Annotated in this window: 12 protein-coding genes; 2 read left to right on the top strand and 10 right to left on the bottom strand. The window is 61.5% G+C overall.

Annotated features, from left to right (window positions below; genetic code table 11):
* Positions 1–101 precede the first annotated feature (101 nt).
* Positions 102–2,171 carry a methyl-accepting chemotaxis protein gene (locus NH195_RS14905; protein ID WP_155846194.1) on the top strand — a complete coding sequence of 690 codons (2,070 nt, stop codon included), beginning with the start codon at positions 102–104 and terminating at the stop codon, positions 2,169–2,171.
* A gap of 91 nt (positions 2,172–2,262) precedes the next feature.
* Here the strand turns inward: NH195_RS14905 and NH195_RS14900 are convergent, their stop codons facing one another.
* Together NH195_RS14900 and NH195_RS14895 are read right to left on the bottom strand one after the other, a co-directional pair.
* Positions 2,263–5,544 (bottom strand): efflux RND transporter permease subunit, encoded by a 3,282-nt coding sequence (locus NH195_RS14900; protein WP_066708567.1) that lies wholly within the window; start codon positions 5,542–5,544, stop codon positions 2,263–2,265.
* A complete protein-coding gene (locus tag NH195_RS14895) occupies positions 5,537–6,508 on the bottom strand; it encodes an efflux RND transporter periplasmic adaptor subunit (protein ID WP_066708700.1) in 972 nt (323 codons plus the stop codon). Before NH195_RS14895 ends, NH195_RS14900 begins: the two co-directional genes overlap by 8 nt.
* A gap of 571 nt (positions 6,509–7,079) precedes the next feature.
* Between NH195_RS14895 and NH195_RS14890 the strand changes: the two genes are divergently transcribed.
* Positions 7,080–7,769, top strand: a complete 690-nt coding sequence (locus tag NH195_RS14890) for a sugar transferase (protein WP_081423956.1) — start codon at positions 7,080–7,082, stop codon at positions 7,767–7,769.
* A 75-nt stretch (positions 7,770–7,844) separates the two neighbouring features.
* Here the strand turns inward: NH195_RS14890 and NH195_RS14885 are convergent, their stop codons facing one another.
* From NH195_RS14885 to NH195_RS14850, 8 genes are all read right to left on the bottom strand, one after another.
* Complete coding sequence (locus NH195_RS14885; protein WP_081423955.1) at positions 7,845–9,275, bottom strand: ArnT family glycosyltransferase; 1,431 nt, start codon at positions 9,273–9,275, stop codon at positions 7,845–7,847.
* Entirely contained in the window at positions 9,241–9,555 is a 315-nt protein-coding gene (locus NH195_RS14880) for a lipid-A-disaccharide synthase N-terminal domain-containing protein (protein ID WP_066708563.1), read from the bottom strand. The genes NH195_RS14885 and NH195_RS14880 overlap by 35 nt, the downstream gene beginning before the upstream one ends.
* A gap of 4 nt (positions 9,556–9,559) precedes the next feature.
* Positions 9,560–10,300, bottom strand: a complete 741-nt coding sequence (locus NH195_RS14875; protein WP_066708561.1) for a glycosyltransferase family 2 protein — start codon at positions 10,298–10,300, stop codon at positions 9,560–9,562.
* A gap of 226 nt (positions 10,301–10,526) precedes the next feature.
* On the bottom strand, positions 10,527–10,889 hold the full coding sequence (locus NH195_RS14870) for a DUF5368 domain-containing protein (RefSeq protein WP_066708559.1): 363 nt from the start codon (positions 10,887–10,889) through the stop codon (positions 10,527–10,529).
* A gap of 12 nt (positions 10,890–10,901) precedes the next feature.
* A complete protein-coding gene (locus NH195_RS14865) occupies positions 10,902–12,218 on the bottom strand; it encodes an NAD(P)/FAD-dependent oxidoreductase (protein ID WP_066708557.1) in 1,317 nt (438 codons plus the stop codon).
* A 154-nt stretch (positions 12,219–12,372) separates the two neighbouring features.
* On the bottom strand, positions 12,373–12,495 hold the full coding sequence (gene cydX / locus NH195_RS14860) for a cytochrome bd-I oxidase subunit CydX (protein ID WP_066708555.1): 123 nt from the start codon (positions 12,493–12,495) through the stop codon (positions 12,373–12,375).
* Between the two features lie 14 nt (positions 12,496–12,509).
* On the bottom strand, positions 12,510–13,673 hold the full coding sequence (cydB, locus tag NH195_RS14855) for a cytochrome d ubiquinol oxidase subunit II (RefSeq protein WP_066708553.1): 1,164 nt from the start codon (positions 13,671–13,673) through the stop codon (positions 12,510–12,512).
* Positions 13,674–13,679: 6 nt separating this feature from the next.
* Positions 13,680–15,281: a cytochrome ubiquinol oxidase subunit I gene (locus tag NH195_RS14850; RefSeq protein ID WP_066708551.1), complete on the bottom strand. Its 1,602-nt coding sequence runs from the start codon at positions 15,279–15,281 to the stop codon at positions 13,680–13,682.
* Positions 15,282–15,434: the final 153 nt, after the last annotated feature.

The raw sequence follows: 15,434 nt of genomic DNA, 5'->3' as shown, positions 1-15,434 counted from the left end.
CGCCCTTTTTCGTGATGTTTCCGGTTGCCTGCACGCTTAAACCATTCAGTAAGATGGATTGCGTAAAGTTTCTGGCAAATCCCAGAACCAGGACCGCCGGTATGATCGCCATCTTCAACAGGAAACACGACAGCAAACCGAAATCGCTCTCTCCGCTCGAACAGGTGCTCGAAGAGACCCATGTCGTCGTGTGCTGTGCTCCGGACGGCACGATCCTGACGGTGAACGATCTGTTTTGCGAAACCACCGGCTACAGCGCCGAAGAAGCGATCGGCAAGGATTACAGCTTCTTCGTGCGCGCCAAGGACAAACAGACCGCCTCCGAGCTTTGGGCCAGCGTGCGCGCCGGCAAGATCCACAAGGGCATCGCGCCGCGGCTGAACAAGACGGGCGAAGAGATCTGGTTCTCCGCCACCTATAGCCCGCACCGGGACAAGGATGGCAAGATCGACGCGATCTACGTCATTGGCCGCGAGATCTCGGAAATGCATCTCAAACGCCGCGACAACCGCTCGAAAGAGGACGCGATCAAGCGCTCGATGGCCTATATCGAGTTCGACCTCACGGGCAATATCATCTGGGCCAACACCCTGTTTCTCGAAGCGACCGGCTATACCCTCGACGAAATCCGCGGCCAACACCATCGCATTTTCATGCCTGCGGGAGAGACCGGCACACAGGCCTATCGCGATTTCTGGGAGCGTCTCGCGAAGGGCTCCTCCGAAAAAGGCCAGGTCAAACGCATTGGCAAGGGTGGCAAGATCCTCTGGCTCGAATCCACCTACGAGACCCTGATCGACCCGGAAGGGCGGCCTTTTAAGGTGGTGAAATACGCCTTCGACATCACCAAGGCCAAAAACATGGAGGCCGACGCCCGCGGCCAGATCGACGCGATCCAGAAAGTGCAGGCCGTGATCGAATTCAGCCCCGATGGCACCATCACACATGCCAACCGGATCTTCTGCGACGTCATGGGCTATACCAACCAGGAAATCATCGGCAAACCTCATGCCATGTTCGTCGAGCCCAGCTATGCCGCCTCTGCCGACTACAAGGCGTTCTGGGACAAGCTGCGCCGGGGCGAAGCGCTCAGTGACGAATACGACCGCTTGGGCAAGGGCGGCAAGAAGGTCACCATCCGAGCCAGTTACAACCCGATCCGAAATGCCGCGGGAGAGGTTGTGAAAGTCGTGAAATTCGCTGTCGACACAACCATTTACCGCCTGACCGCCGACACGCTCATGGCCGGGCTCGATCATCTCTCCAAGGGCGATCTGTCCGTGCAACTGGACCAGAACCTTGGGGAGTTCGACGACATTCGCGTTAATTTCAACGCCACGATCTCGCGCCTGCGCGAGATTGTCGGCGGCATTGCCGACGGCGCGCAACTGGTCAAATCGGAAGCCGATTCCATCGGTCAGGCCACCGACGATCTGGCCCGCCGCACCGAGCATCAGGCCGCAACCCTCGAGGAAAGCGCCGCCGCCCTCGACCAGCTCGTCGCCTCGGTGAAGGGCGTGGCCGAAACCGCCAGTCAGGTCCAGGGCCGCTCCGGCGAGGCTCGCACCCATACGGTACAGGCCGGAGAGGTGGTCGACCGTGCCATCACCGCCATGGACGAGATCGAAACCTCATCGAAACAGGTGGCCTCGATCACCTCCGTGATCGACGACATCGCCTTCCAGACCAACCTTCTGGCGCTCAACGCAGGCGTCGAGGCGGCGCGGGCCGGCGAGGCCGGGCGGGGCTTTGCCGTCGTCGCCTCCGAGGTGCGCGCGCTGGCGCAACGCTCCTCAGAGGCCGCACGCGAGATCGCGACCCTGATTTCCACCGCGACCGCGCAGGTCTCCGGCGGCGTCGAACTGGTCCGCGAAGCCGGATCCGCCCTCGCCCGCATTCGCGAGGTGGCCGAGAAAATCCACGAAGGCATCGCACAGGTAGCGACCTCGACTACGGAACAGGCCACCGGCCTAGGAGAGTTGAGCTCGGCGATCAACCAGCTCGACCAGACAACCCAGCAAAACGCCGCCATGTCGGAGGAGACCAACGCGGCGACGGTCAACCTGCGTAACAATGTCGGCACGATGGAAGAGGACCTGTCCTTCTTCTCCGTCGTCGTGCCGCCTTCCGCCTCCGTTCAGTCGCAACCGCCGTTTGCCCGTAGCGCCTGAGCCTTCGGCCCAAAGCGCAACGCTGCAAATGCCGCGCATGAAAAAAGGGGAGCGCCAGGCGCTCCCCTCATGTGTTTCGACCCTGCCGCTCTTACATCTTGAAGATCCGGTAGATCGCCGGGATCACCAGAACCGTCAAGGCGGTCGAGGTCAGAAGCCCGAAGAACAGCGAGATCGCGAGCCCCTGGAAGATCGGATCCGCGAGGATCACCGCCGCACCGATCATGGCCGCCACGGCGGTCAGAAGGATCGGTTTGAACCGCGTCGCCCCGGCCTCGATCAGGATCTCCGTCGTCACCTTGCCCTCGTCATCGGCATTGCGGATGAAATCGACCAGAAGGATCGAGTTGCGCACAATGATCCCTGCCAATGCGATGAAACCGATCATCGAGGGCGCAGAGAAGGGCGCGCCAAACAGCCAGTGCCCGGTGATGATGCCGAGGAAGGTCAGCGGGATCGGCGTCAGGATCACCAGCGGCAGGCGGAAGGACCCGAATTGCGCCACCACGAGGATGTAAATCCCCAGAAGCGCCACGCCGAAGGCCGCCCCCATGTCGCGGAACGTGACCCAGGTCACCTCCCACTCGCCATCCCACAGAAGCACGGGCTTCGAGGTGTCTGTGGGTTGCCCATGCAGCGAAATCTCCGGTTTCATCCCCTCGGGCCAGTCCATCTCGTCGATTTTGTCGGCCACGGCCAGCATGCCGTAGAGCGGCGCTTCATAAGTCCCGGCCAGCTCCGCCTGAACCATTTCCGCGTCATAGCCGTTGTGCCGGAAGATCGGATAGGAGGTGGCTTCCTCCGTGATCTCCACCACATCGCCCAACTCGACCACGCCACGCCCGCCGGGCAGAGCATTGGCCGGAACCGGTGTCGACAGCGCTGCCGCATCCAGCACGCGATCCGTCTTATCCCGACCGACCACGATCGGAATCGGACGCCGCCCCTCGCCACGATGCGAATAGCCGATCGTGGAATAGGTGTTGAGATATTGCAGGGTCTGCGCCGCGTCGGCCTCGGCCACCTGATAGAAATTCAGGTCGGACGGCTTCATTTCCGCCCGCAAACGCCGAGCCTGCTCACCATAGCTGTCGTCCGTGTCGACGATGAAATCGACGCTTTCGAACGCTTCGCGCACCTTGTCGGCCACGGCACGGCGAGTCTCACCGTCGGGACCGTAGACTTCGGCCAGAAGCGTCGAGATCACCGGCGGGCCCGGCGGCGGTTCGACCACTTTCATCGCGGTCCCCGGCGGCACCGTGATGCCCTCGCGCAACATCTCACGCAGTTCGAGCGCGATGTCATGCGAGGTCCGGTCCCGCTCCCCCTTCGGCAGAAGCTTGATCTGCACCTCACCCATCTGCGGGTATTCCCGCAGATAATAGTGCCGAACGAGACCGTTGAAGTTGAACGCCCCCGGCGTACCCGCATGGGTCTGGGCCGAGATCACCTCCGGCAGGGTCATGGCGAGACGCCCCGCCTCCTGCGCCACCGCATCGGTCGCCTCGACCGAGGAGCCCTCGGGCAGGTCGATCATCACGGAAAGCTCGGATTTGTTATCGAAGGGCAGAAGTTTGACGGTGACATGTTTGGTGTAGAGCGCCCCGAGCGAGCCGAAGGACAGCACGATCACGGCGATCAGGAAAATCCAGGCATGCCCTTTGGTGTGCAGCACCGGGCGTGCGACGGCCGCATAAAGCTTGCCGAGCTTGCCGCCGGGCACCTCGCCTTCCGCGTGCGCACCGTCATGATGCAATTCCGCCCGGCCCGCGATTTTCAGCATGAGCCAGGGCGTGATCATCACCGCCACGAAGAAGGAAAAGATCATCGCGGCGGAGGCGTTCGCCGGGATCGGCGACATGTACGGCCCCATCATGCCCGAGACAAAGAGCATCGGCAGAAGCGCCACCACCACGGTGAGCGTGGCGACGATGGTCGGATTTCCTACCTCCGCCACGGCGGCCACGGCGGCGCCGAAGCGGTTCTGCCCCGGACGTTTCATCCCCCAGTGCCGCGCGATGTTCTCGATCACCACGATGGCGTCGTCGACGAGAATCCCGATGGCGAAGATCAGCGCGAACAGCGACACGCGGTTGAGCGTATAGCCCATGATATAGGAGGCAAAGAGCGTCAGAAGGATGGTCACCGGGATCACGATCGCAACCACCACGGCTTCGCGCCAGCCGATAGCGATCAGCACCAGACCGACGATGGACAGCGTCGCAAGCCCCAGGTGGAACAGCAGCTCATTGGCCTTCTCGTTCGCGGTCTCGCCATAGTCGCGGGTCACTTCGACGGACACGCTGTCAGGAATGATCTCGCCCTTCATCGTCTCCACGCGGTGCAGGATTTCATCGGCCACGATTACGGCATTGGCACCGGCGCGTTTGGCAATGGCCAGCGTGATCGCCGGGCGGCGGATCACCGCCGCATCAAGATCTATGGCGGCATGCGCGGTGGCCTCTTCGCCCTCCCCCATCTGATCCGCGCCAGCGCGGGTCAACGTCGCGACATAATGCTCGTCGAGATCGGAAACAAAGGCGACATCGGCCACATCGCGCACATAGACCGTGCGCCCGTCGCGCGCGGTCAGTTCGAGATTGCCGATCTGTTCCGGCGTGGTCAGCGTCTTGCCGACGATCAAGCCGATCTGTTCGCCACCGTCACGCAGCATGCCCGTCGGCGCGGCGGAATTCGCACCCTGCACCTTGCCGACGAGCTGTTGCAGCGTGACGCCATAAAGAGCCAGTTTCTCCGGATCCGGGGCCACACGCAGCGCTTCGTCGGTGCCGCCGATCACATAGGTAAGCCCGACGTTCTCGATCTGCGACAGCCGGGTTTCGACCTCTTTCACCACGCGGGTGAGATCGGCCGCACTCATGTCCGGATTGTTGTCATTGGGCGAGAAGGTCAGCGCCACGATGGCGACATCGTTGATGCCGCGCCCGACCACAAGCGGCTCGTCGATGCCGACCGGCAAACGGTCGAGATTGGCCATGATCCGGTCGCGCACCCGCACGATGGCGGTTTCCGACGGCACGCCCACTTCGAAACGGGCGGTAACCATGACGGAATCGTCATTGCTTTGGGAATAGACGTGCTCGACCTCGTCGATGCCCTTGACGATGGTCTCGAGCGGTTCGGTTACAAGCTTCAACCCGTCCTGTGCCTTCAGGCCGGGGGTCTGGACATGGATGTCCACCAGAGGCACCGAAATCTGCGGCTCCTCTTCGCGCGGCAGCGAGATCAGCGCAATCATCCCGACGGCCAGAGCAGCCAAGAGGAAGAGCGGGGTCAGGGGGGAAAGGATGAAGGAACGGGTCAGCCGCCCGGCAATGCCGAGCGAGCCCGTCGGGCCCTGCGGATTACTCATGAGACGTCACCACCACATCGCCAGCGGAGAGCCCGCTCAGGATTTCCACGTAGTCGCCATCCTCGAGATGCAGCGTATTACCCGGCACGACCACCCGTTCGGAGGCATGGCCATGGGTTTCCACGGTCACGAAATCGAGCCCGCCTTCCTGCGACAGCGCCGTCACAGGCACCAGAAGCGCTTCGTGGCTGCCGACCGGCAGGCGCACCTGGACCCGACGCCCGATGAAGCTGGCATCCAGCCCCTCGACCTCGACATCCGCCTCGACCCGGCCACTTTCGATCAGCGGATAAATCTTGGCCAGCTTGCCCAAGCGCGTGCCGCCGATCTCGTAAATCTCGATGTCATCGCCCTGTTTGAGATTGTCGGCATAGCGTTCCGAAACCCCCAGACGCAGATAGGCGTTTCCGGCGGCGATGGTGGCAACATTCTCGCCCCCCATGATCACCGCACCACGCGACACCGGCACGTCGATCACCATGCCGTCTTCGGGAGCGAGAACCTCGCCCTCCTCAATCTGGCGCGCAATCACCTGACGATCGGCTTGCAGCGCCGTGATCTGGCCTTCGAGCACGTTCACATTGGTCTGCAACGCTTGCAGGCTCGAGGTGGAAATCACCCCGCGTTCGGAAAGCGACTGCCCCCGGGCCAGATCGTCCTGGGCCTTTTCAAGTTGGGAGGCATAGGCGGTGAGCTGGGCGTCGATGCCCTCGATCTGAAACTGCAGCTTGGTGTCCTCGATCAGCGCCACACGTTGACCCGCCTTGACGAGATCGCCTTCGGTCACGTCCAGCGTGGTGATCGTTCCCCCGATCCGCGCACGTGCCGGAACCTGATCCCGGGTCTCGACTTCGGCATAAACCGGTTTCCACTCCGTCACCGATTGAGGCGACAGGGTGAGGGTTTCCGACAGGGCGGGACTTCCGGCCAGGAGCAATCCCGGCAGGAACGTCATCGTAAGCATAAAGGCGCGGCGCATTTGGACCTCTGTTCTGAGAAACGGTCTTTGCCCCCTCAGGCGCAGACCTGATATTCAACTTTTTGCATATGTAGCAAATTCCCTACCATACGCAAGTATACTGTTGATCGAAGAATATGATAGGCCATTCGCCTCGGAGCGAGACCCTCTCACCGTGGCCCTCCCCCATCCGGGTGAGGCACCAACCCCACGACGCCGCAACGCAGCGCGCTCATGGCTTTCACAAGCCCCCTCATCCGTTCGATCTCCCGACCACACCGAATCGCACAGCACCTACGGATCATCGTCACGGCCGCCACGTTAACCATGATCTGGCCACGAACCGCCTATTTTCCTATTGATTTTCGGCTTAAATTCGCCGAAAGGATCAAAAAAGCATCGTATATTGTTAATTATCATCCGGCCTTGCGTTGTTCTCATATGATCGTGACAAAAACACGCTAGGGTAGAGTATGCACTGCAGCATCGCAGCTCGAATCCCGCAGCATCAGAGCATAGAAAACAGGTCGGCCCTTCCTCCACATGATCGGGCGCTTAACGATTTAAAGGCAGAAAAATGACATATGTTTCCAAGTCCAATCAAGACTTCGCCTCGACGACAAATGTCTCCTCCGCCGCACCGGTGAAATTTTCACTTTACCGCAGCCTGGGCAAACGCACGTTCGACATCCTGTTCCTGCTGCTGGTCACCCCCATGGTTCTGCCGGTGATCCTCATCCTCGCCGGGCTCGTCAAACTCGATGGCGGACCCGCGTTTTATGCCCAGCGTCGGGTCGGGCGGAACGGCAAGGTGTTCCAGTTCTACAAATTGCGCTCGATGCACATCAATGCCGATGAACTGCTGGTCAAACTGTGCCGGGAGAACCCCGAAATCGCCGAGGAATGGCAGACCTATCAGAAGCTGCGTCACGACCCTCGGGTCACGAAAATCGGCCATTTCATCCGCAAGACTTCGCTCGACGAGCTGCCGCAGCTTTTGAACATCTTCAAGGGCGACATGAGTTTCGTCGGCCCCCGCCCTTTTCTGCCCGCGCAACAGGTGATGTATGAAGCTGCCAAGGGCGAGGCCTATTTCCGTCTTCGCCCTGGCCTGACAGGCGTCTGGCAGGTCTCCGGTCGCGGCGAAAGCAGCTTTGTCGCCCGCGTGCGCTACGACAATCTCTATGACCGCAAACTCAGCCTTCTGGCCGATCTGGCCCTGATCCTGCGCACAGTCACCGTCGTACTTAAATCCACCGGCCACTGACACTCTGCAATCCATCGCGGAGATCAGTCCCGAAACTCACCAGAGCCCCCGAGGATGGGCGCGCTGACCGCACATTTACGGGGTTTCGCGCAAGCACTCCGCTGCGGCTCGCCCGATCTTCACCCGACGGCCGGCATAAATTCCGCTCAGATCGAGCCCTTCGAGGGGCGCGGCATCACAGGGCAATGTCCCGGTCACGACCACCAAGACCTCACCGGTGATACTGTCCGGCAGCGCTTGGTTCTGCGCATAATAGCTCGACGCGCGCCCGGTCTCCGGCATGGCATAAAGCGCAACCTCACGCTCCCGCCCGGTGTAGAACAGATCGGCAAGAATATCGCGATTGCCGGTCACGACCGGAAGCTCCTCCGCCTCCGCCAGATCGAGAATGCTCTCCGAGAGGGCATGGCGACCGAGATAGCGCTCCAGAACCGGCTTGCCGCCGATCTCCGGCCAAGGTGCGAGCACGATCAGCACCGGCAGGCTCAGCGACAGCACCAGATTGAACGACAGTGCCACGATCCGCCAGAACCGTGTCATGACGGTAACCGCAAGGATCGTGCCCGCGAAATAGGTCGCGATGGCCCAGTTGGCATAGGCCTGATCCAGCAGCGCCTGCATGCTCACCACCACAAGCGCCGGAAGAGAGAACAGCACCAGTGCCAGACGCATTCCTCCGCGCGGGCGCAGATACGTGAAGAACAACGCCGCCATGGTCACCGGGCCGAACACCCCGAACTGGCTGGCGAGGAAGGTCGCCAGAGAACCGAGATCGAACGCCGCGCCGTCGCGCACCCAACCGGCATTGTCCATCGTATGCGACACGGTGGTCAGGTCATGCGACAGGTTCCAGAGCACATTCGGCGAGATCACGACCGCGAAAGCCAGGATCATCAGCCCGAGATTGCGCCAGCCGGGGCGCAGCGCAGGCTGGCTCAGCATGACAAGCGCCGAGCCGACCAGGAAATAGATCCCCGCATATTTCGCCATAAAGGCAAACCCGGCAAAGAGACCGACCGCGAGCGCATCCCCTGCCCGGCGCGTCTCGGCGGTGCGAAAGAAGAACAGCAGAGCGGCGGCATAGAACGGCGCCATGACGGTGTCGGTGGAGATCATCACCGAGCCAAGCGCCACGAAAGGCAGGCTCAGGTAAATCGCCACGGTCCAAAGCGCAGCAGCGCGCCCCTGAACGCGCGCCGCGAGTGCGCCCACCAAAAGCGCCGTGATGCCGTGCAGCACCGCGCCGGGCATCCGCACCCAGAAGGCTGCATCGGAGCCCGCCAGATCGGTGACCATACGGATCAGCCAACCGATCAGCGGCGGTTTGGAATAATAGCCGAAATCGAGATTCTGGCCCCAGAACCAATATTGCACCTCATCGACGAACAGGTCCGTGCGATCAAACGCCAGCGCCACAAGCCGCAGCGCCACCGCCACGACCGCAAAGACCAGCGCCAGCGGCAACCAGCCCTTAAGCGGCGTCTTTTGTGGCGCGTCGGTTTGCATAGATCAACCAGAGGTTGCGGGAATAGATGATCACGCCAAGCGACTGGCCCAGCACGAAGACCGGGTCCTTGCGATACAGCGCATAGGCAAACAGCATCAGCCCGCCCACGAGGGAGAAATACCAGAACGCGATCGGCATCACCGAATTCTTCGCCCGCTCGGAGGCGATCCACTGCAAAAGGAAGCGCGCGGTGAACATGAGCTGCGCCGCGAGGCCGAACAGCACCCACCAGAGCTCGCCCGTCGTCTCGACATGCAGGATCGTCATCAGCCCTTGCATCGGCTCAGCCCTCCGCGCGGTCCACGACCACCTCGGTCGGGCGCGATTTCTTGCGGCGTTTCAAAAGCCAGGCCACGCCCATCAGATCGACAATGCCCACAAGCCCGCGTTGCAGGTTCGAGTAATGCGACCGACCGCCGCCGCGCGCCCGGTGCGACACGTCGACATGCGCAACCTCCCAGCCATCGCGGGCGAACAGCGCTGGCAAATAGCGGTGCATATGATCGAAATAGGGCAGCGCCAGAAAATCGTCGCGGCGAAACGCCTTGAGCCCGCACCCGGTGTCGCGTGTGCCGTCCTTCAAAATCTTCGCGCGCAGGGCATTGGCGAATTTCGAAGCGTAGCGTTTGGAAAACGTGTCCTGACGCCCGACGCGCTGCCCGGCGACGACACCGATCCTTGCGCCATTCGGCCCGGAAAAAGGCGCGATCATGTTCGGGATTTCAGTGCCGGGATTCTGCCCGTCGCCATCGAGCGTGCAACAGATCGTACCGCGCGCCGCACGCACACCGGAATGCACCCCCGCCGATTGCCCCCCCGAAACGTCATGCCGGATCACCCGAAGCTGCGGCATCGCCCGCATCCGTGCAGAGAGAATATCCGCCATGCCGTCGTCGGAGGCATCGTCGATCACGAGAATCTCATACGGCCCGATCACCGTGCAGGCGCCCGCGATCTCATCGAGCAGCGCCCCGATGTTCTCCGCCTCGTTGCGGCACGGGATGATGATAGAGGTGTCACACATACGTTTACGGCCCTAACTCAAGTCGCCTTCGCGATTACCGGAGCCGCCCCGCGATGTAAAGTGAAACGCCCCTTCCGCCGCATGCATGGCTCAGACCAGCCCGTTTTCCGGCTCGCCTGCCATGCGACACTGACAGCCCCTTTCGACCCTCACGACAAAAAACAGGCGCCCCCGGTCCGCACACCGGGGACGCCCGCCCATCGGGTCGAACGGAACGAACCGACCCTCAGGATTCGGTCACAGCCTTCGGCGGTTTGACGAGGGACTGGACGGTATAGACCAGAATGGCCATGCCGATCGCGCCCATCGCGGCGACGCCGAGGAAAACGATCACGTCGATCGCACCGCCGATGTCGGAGGGCGCGGAATGGGTCATCGCCATGACGAACCACACGGCCAGCACGGCGCCGACCGGCATGGAAAGCTGGGCCCAGAGGAATTTGCGCCAGCTCACCGCACGGTCGCGGATCAGCACATATAGATAGGCCAGCGTCACCACGGCGGCGACGACCACCATGGCCCAGAACAGGCCACGCCCGAATATTTCCTCGAAGACGGCAATCAGGGTCTGAAACGTAAGATCTTTCATGTCGCTCTCTCCTCAGGCCTTGCCACGCAGCATGGCGTTGTAGGTGGCTTTCAAGGCAACCTCTTTCATCAGCCAGGAAATCCACAGCTCTTCGAGCGGCGGAATGATCCCGGGGAAGGAAGGCAGAAGGTTGTTGTTGTAGTCGAACTCCACCAGCATGGCGCGGCCGATCTTGGTGATCATCGGACAGGAGGTATAACCGCCGTAGGTTTCGGTCGGCGTGGTGCCCGCAATAGCGGAAACGATCTGGTCCTCGACCACCGGCACCTGCCATTTGACGGAAGCCGCGGTTTTGCCTTTCGGCACACCGGCGACGTCGCCAAGCGCCCAGATGTCCGGGTAGCGCAGGTGTTGCAGCGTGGCCATGTCGCATTCGACCCAGCCTTGGTCCGTCCATTTGTCGGCCCAGGACAGGCCGGACTGACGGATCACCTCGGGGGCGCGTTGCGGCGGGATGAGGTGGATATAGTCATAGTCCATCTCCTCGGTGCCCTCGGCGATGTTGAAGGTCACGCGCTTGGCGCCCGCGTCGATGGATTTCACCGTGTGCTGGTACACCGGCGCGATCTCGCGATCGAGGAAGAGCATGCGCACTTTCTCGGACACGATCGGCACACCGAAGAGCGCGCCGTCATGGGCGCCATAGGTGATCTCCGCCTTGCCACGGTTGCCCGCGCGACGCAGACGGTCGTCGATCAGGAAGGTGTGTTTGAGCGGCGCACCGGCGCATTTCATCTCGGTGCCGGGACGGGTGAAGACCCCATGACCGCCCTCTTCGATGAATTTGGACGCGGCCTGCCATGTTTTGGCGGCATAGTCCGGGCCCGCATAGAGCGCACCGATGCCGTTCTGGCCGACCATGTCGAGGGAAAAACCTTCGATGGCGTCGTGATCGAGGATCAGCCCCGGGGCCACGACGAGGAAATCGTAGGAGAGGGTCTGGCCGCCCTCGGTCGATACGGTTTTCGCGACGGGGTCGATGACGGCGGCTTTTTCCTGAATGAGGGTCACGCCCTTCGGCAGCCAGTCGGTGGTCTCGGAGACCACGTAATCGGCGGGTTTGAGACCCGCGGCGACCAGTGTCAGGCCCGGCTGATAGAGGTGGTTCTTGCGCGGGTCGATCAGGGTGATCTGAGCGCCCTCAAGGCGTTCGACCAAACGGTTGGCCAGCGCGGTGCCGCCGGCGCCCGCGCCGATGATGACGATCTTGGCGCTGGTCTTGACGGAGGCCGCGCGGGCTTCACCGGAGGTCGCGGCAAGCGCGGTCGCGCTGGCGGCCAGCCCCAGGAAGCCCCGGCGGTTCACCGCGGGGGAATTGGGTGAGTGCATGTCTCTCTCCATTATATATTTGCATGCATATGTATGCATATTTTTTGGTGCGGAAAATTCCGCCCACCGGACAGCGGGCGGAACGTTGGAATAGGCGCCCCGGGGATGGTGGAACGACATCCCCGGAGCAATGCCACCTGAAGAAGGGACGTGATCAGGCGGTGTCGTCGTGCTCGTCTGCGAGGCGCGCATCTTCGCGCATCTCAAGCCACATCGCGTTCAGAACGGCGAAGAGGGCGGCGAGCGGAAGCCCAAGGATCCAGGCGAAATACCACATAGGTCGCTCCTTTCTCAGTAGCTTTGAGCGTTGGTTTCGAGCTCTTCCTCGGTGACTTTACCCCAGAGCACTTTGTAGACCCATGCGGTGTAGGCGAGGATGATCGGCACGAAGATAATCGCACAGATCAGCATCACGAACAGGGTCAGATGCGAGCTGGAGCTGTCCCAGACGGTGAGAGAGCTGTTCGGATCGACGGTCGAGGGCAGGATGAACGGGAACATCGTGAGCCCGACCGAGGAGATGATCCCGGTGATGCCGAGTTTCGACCACAAGAGGGTGGAGACTTCCTTGCCCTTGCGCAAACCGAGAACCGCCATACCGATGCCGAAGAAGGCCAGCACAGGTGCGATGACGATCCAGGGACGATCGGAATAGGCCTGCATCCAGGACCCACCATGGGTGACCTCGGAAAGAAGCGGGTTCGACGGACCGTCTTTCACCACCTCACCGACGATCTGGTAACCTTTGATGCCAAAGGCGAGCCAGACACCGGCCAGAGCATAGGCCACGGCAGCGACGATGCCGGCGACGGTGCCGATCTTCTGCGCCCGTTGCTGCACCGCCCCTTCGGTTTTCAGACCGAGCCATGCCGCACCATGCATCAGCAGCATGGAGAGGGAGACCACACCGGCAAGCAGTGCGAAGGGGTTGAGCAGAAGCAGGAGCTTCATGATCGCGTTGCCATCATAGCGGGGCATCAGCAGATCCGGGGTGATGTGGAACGGCACGCCTTGCAGCACGTTGCCGACCGCGACACCGAAGATCAGGGCCGGAACCGCGCCGCCCACGAAGAGCGCCCAGTCCCAGTTCCGGCGCCACGCCGCACCCTCGCGTTTGGAGCGGTATTTGAAACCGACCGGACGCAGGATGAGAGCGGCGAGGACGAGGAACATCGCCAGGTAGAAGCCCGAAAAGGACACCGCGTAGAGCGGCGGCCATGCCGCGAAGATCGCGCCACCGCCGAGGATAAACCACACCTGGTTGCCTTCCCAGACCGGGCCGATGGTGTTGATCACGATGCGCCGTTCGGTGTCGGTCTTGCCGACGAAGGGCAAGAGGGCACCGACGCCCATGTCGAACCCGTCGGTCAGCGCGAAGCCGATCAGCAGGACGCCCAGAAGCAGCCACCAGATCACGCGAAGGACTTCGAAAGTCATGAATTCATGCAGGATCATCGTTCGTTACTCCGCAGGCTTGAGGGTCGCATCATCGGCGCTGAGGCGGGCTTCATGGCGTTTCATCCATTCATCCGTTTCGGCAACGTCGATATACGGTCCTTTTTTGATGTATTTGATCATCAGACCCATCTCGATGATGAACAGCACCGTGTAGAAGATCACGAAGCCTGCCAGAGTGATCAGCAGATCGGTGATCGACAGGTGCGAGGCGGACAGGGCCGTCGGCAGAACGCCGTCCACGGTCCAGGGCTGACGCCCGAATTCCGCCACGAACCACCCAAGCTCCGCGGCAATCCACGGGGTCGGGATGATGATCACGCCAAGACGCAGCGCCCAACGCGGAAACTTCATGCCCCGGAAAGACGCCCGGTAGAAGAAGTAGAGCATCACGGCGATGAAGCTGAAGCCCAGAGCCACCATCAGACGGAAGGCCCAGAACAGCGGCCCGACGCCCGGCACGGTGTCGTCGGCGGCCATGGCGATCTGCTCGTCGGTGGCCTGACGCGGATCGTCCACGTAGCGTTTGAGCAGCATTGCGAAGCCGAGATCGGCGGAGTGTTCCTCGAACGTCGCACGCACCTCAGCCGGGGTCGCGTCACGTTGTTCGCGGATGGTCATCAGCGCATCGTAAGCGATGATGCCAGAGCGGATTTTCTCGTTGGCCTCGGCCACAAGCTGATCCACGCCCGGGATCTGATCGGTGAGAGAGCGGGTGCCGATCAGGCCCATCGCATAGGGGATGTGAATGGCGTAATGGGTTTCACGCGCTTCACGGTCCGGAATACCGACGAGAGTGAAGGAGGCAGGCGCTTCCTGAGTCTCCCACATGCCTTCGATGGCTGCGAGTTTCATCTTCTGGGTGTGCGTTGCGTTATAACCCGACTCGTCGCCCAGAATGACCACGGAGAAGGCGGACGCCAGACCGAAAGCGGCAGCGATCGCGATGGAGCGACGAGCCAGTTCCGTGTGACGGCCTTTGAGCAGATACCAGGACGACACGCCCAGCACGAAGACCGAGGCGGTCACGTAGCCGGCGGAAACGGTGTGTACGAATTTGGCCTGGGCCACTTCGTTGAACACCACGTCGAAGAAGTTGGTCATCTCCATGCGCATCGAGTCCGGGTTGAACTCGGCGCCGACCGGGTTTTGCATCCAGCCGTTGGCGATGAGAATCCAGAGCGCGGAGAAGTTCGACCCGATGGCCACCAGCCAGGTGACGATCATATGGGCGACTTTGGACATCTTGTCCCAGCCGAAGAACATCAGACCGACGAAGGTCGCTTCCATGAAGAAGGCCATGAGCCCTTCGATGGCAAGCGGTGCGCCGAAGATGTCGCCGACATAGTGGCTGTAGTAGGACCAGTTCATGCCGAACTGGAATTCCATCGTGATCCCGGTGGCCACACCGAGCACGAAGTTGATCCCGAACAGAGTTGCCCAGAATTTCGTCATCTGCCGCCAGATAGGCCGGCCGGTCATGACGTAGACCGTCTCCATGATCGCCACGATGATCGACAGACCAAGCGTGAGCGGCACGAAGAGGAAATGGTACATGGCTGTCATCGCGAATTGCAGACGAGACAGCTCAACGAGTCCGAACTCCATTTTCCCTTGCTCCTTTCCTGCAAAAACATGTTTTGCAGATACACTTTTGTAACGCCGGATTAGAACGTCACGCGCTGGGGTACTTTGACCCAAATCAAGAATGCCATATTACAGATGTATCTTAAAGTGACCGCGACATCGCGGCGCGCCCTC

This window comes from Celeribacter ethanolicus (assembly GCF_001550095.1).
Taxonomy (GTDB): Bacteria; Pseudomonadota; Alphaproteobacteria; order Rhodobacterales; family Rhodobacteraceae; genus Celeribacter; species Celeribacter ethanolicus.
The sequence above is the reverse complement of the archived record's forward strand: the minus strand, read 5'-3'. Positions and strand labels throughout refer to the sequence as shown.

Coding starts and splice junctions, on each gene's coding strand:
- NH195_RS14865 (WP_066708557.1), bottom strand. CDS start 12,218: ATGCACTCACCCAATTCCCCCGCGGTGAACCGCCGGGGCTTCCTGGGG.
- NH195_RS14875 (WP_066708561.1), bottom strand. CDS start 10,300: ATGTGTGACACCTCTATCATCATCCCGTGCCGCAACGAGGCGGAGAAC.
- NH195_RS14880 (WP_066708563.1), bottom strand. CDS start 9,555: ATGCAAGGGCTGATGACGATCCTGCATGTCGAGACGACGGGCGAGCTC.
- NH195_RS14890 (WP_081423956.1), top strand. CDS start 7,080: ATGACATATGTTTCCAAGTCCAATCAAGACTTCGCCTCGACGACAAAT.
- NH195_RS14895 (WP_066708700.1), bottom strand. CDS start 6,508: ATGCTTACGATGACGTTCCTGCCGGGATTGCTCCTGGCCGGAAGTCCC.
- NH195_RS14905 (WP_155846194.1), top strand. CDS start 102: ATGATCGCCATCTTCAACAGGAAACACGACAGCAAACCGAAATCGCTC.
- NH195_RS14885 (WP_081423955.1), bottom strand. CDS start 9,275: ATGCAAACCGACGCGCCACAAAAGACGCCGCTTAAGGGCTGGTTGCCG.
- NH195_RS14870 (WP_066708559.1), bottom strand. CDS start 10,889: ATGAAAGATCTTACGTTTCAGACCCTGATTGCCGTCTTCGAGGAAATA.
- NH195_RS14850 (WP_066708551.1), bottom strand. CDS start 15,281: ATGGAGTTCGGACTCGTTGAGCTGTCTCGTCTGCAATTCGCGATGACA.
- cydX (WP_066708555.1), bottom strand. CDS start 12,495: ATGTGGTATTTCGCCTGGATCCTTGGGCTTCCGCTCGCCGCCCTCTTC.
- NH195_RS14900 (WP_066708567.1), bottom strand. CDS start 5,544: ATGAGTAATCCGCAGGGCCCGACGGGCTCGCTCGGCATTGCCGGGCGG.
- cydB (WP_066708553.1), bottom strand. CDS start 13,673: ATGATCCTGCATGAATTCATGACTTTCGAAGTCCTTCGCGTGATCTGG.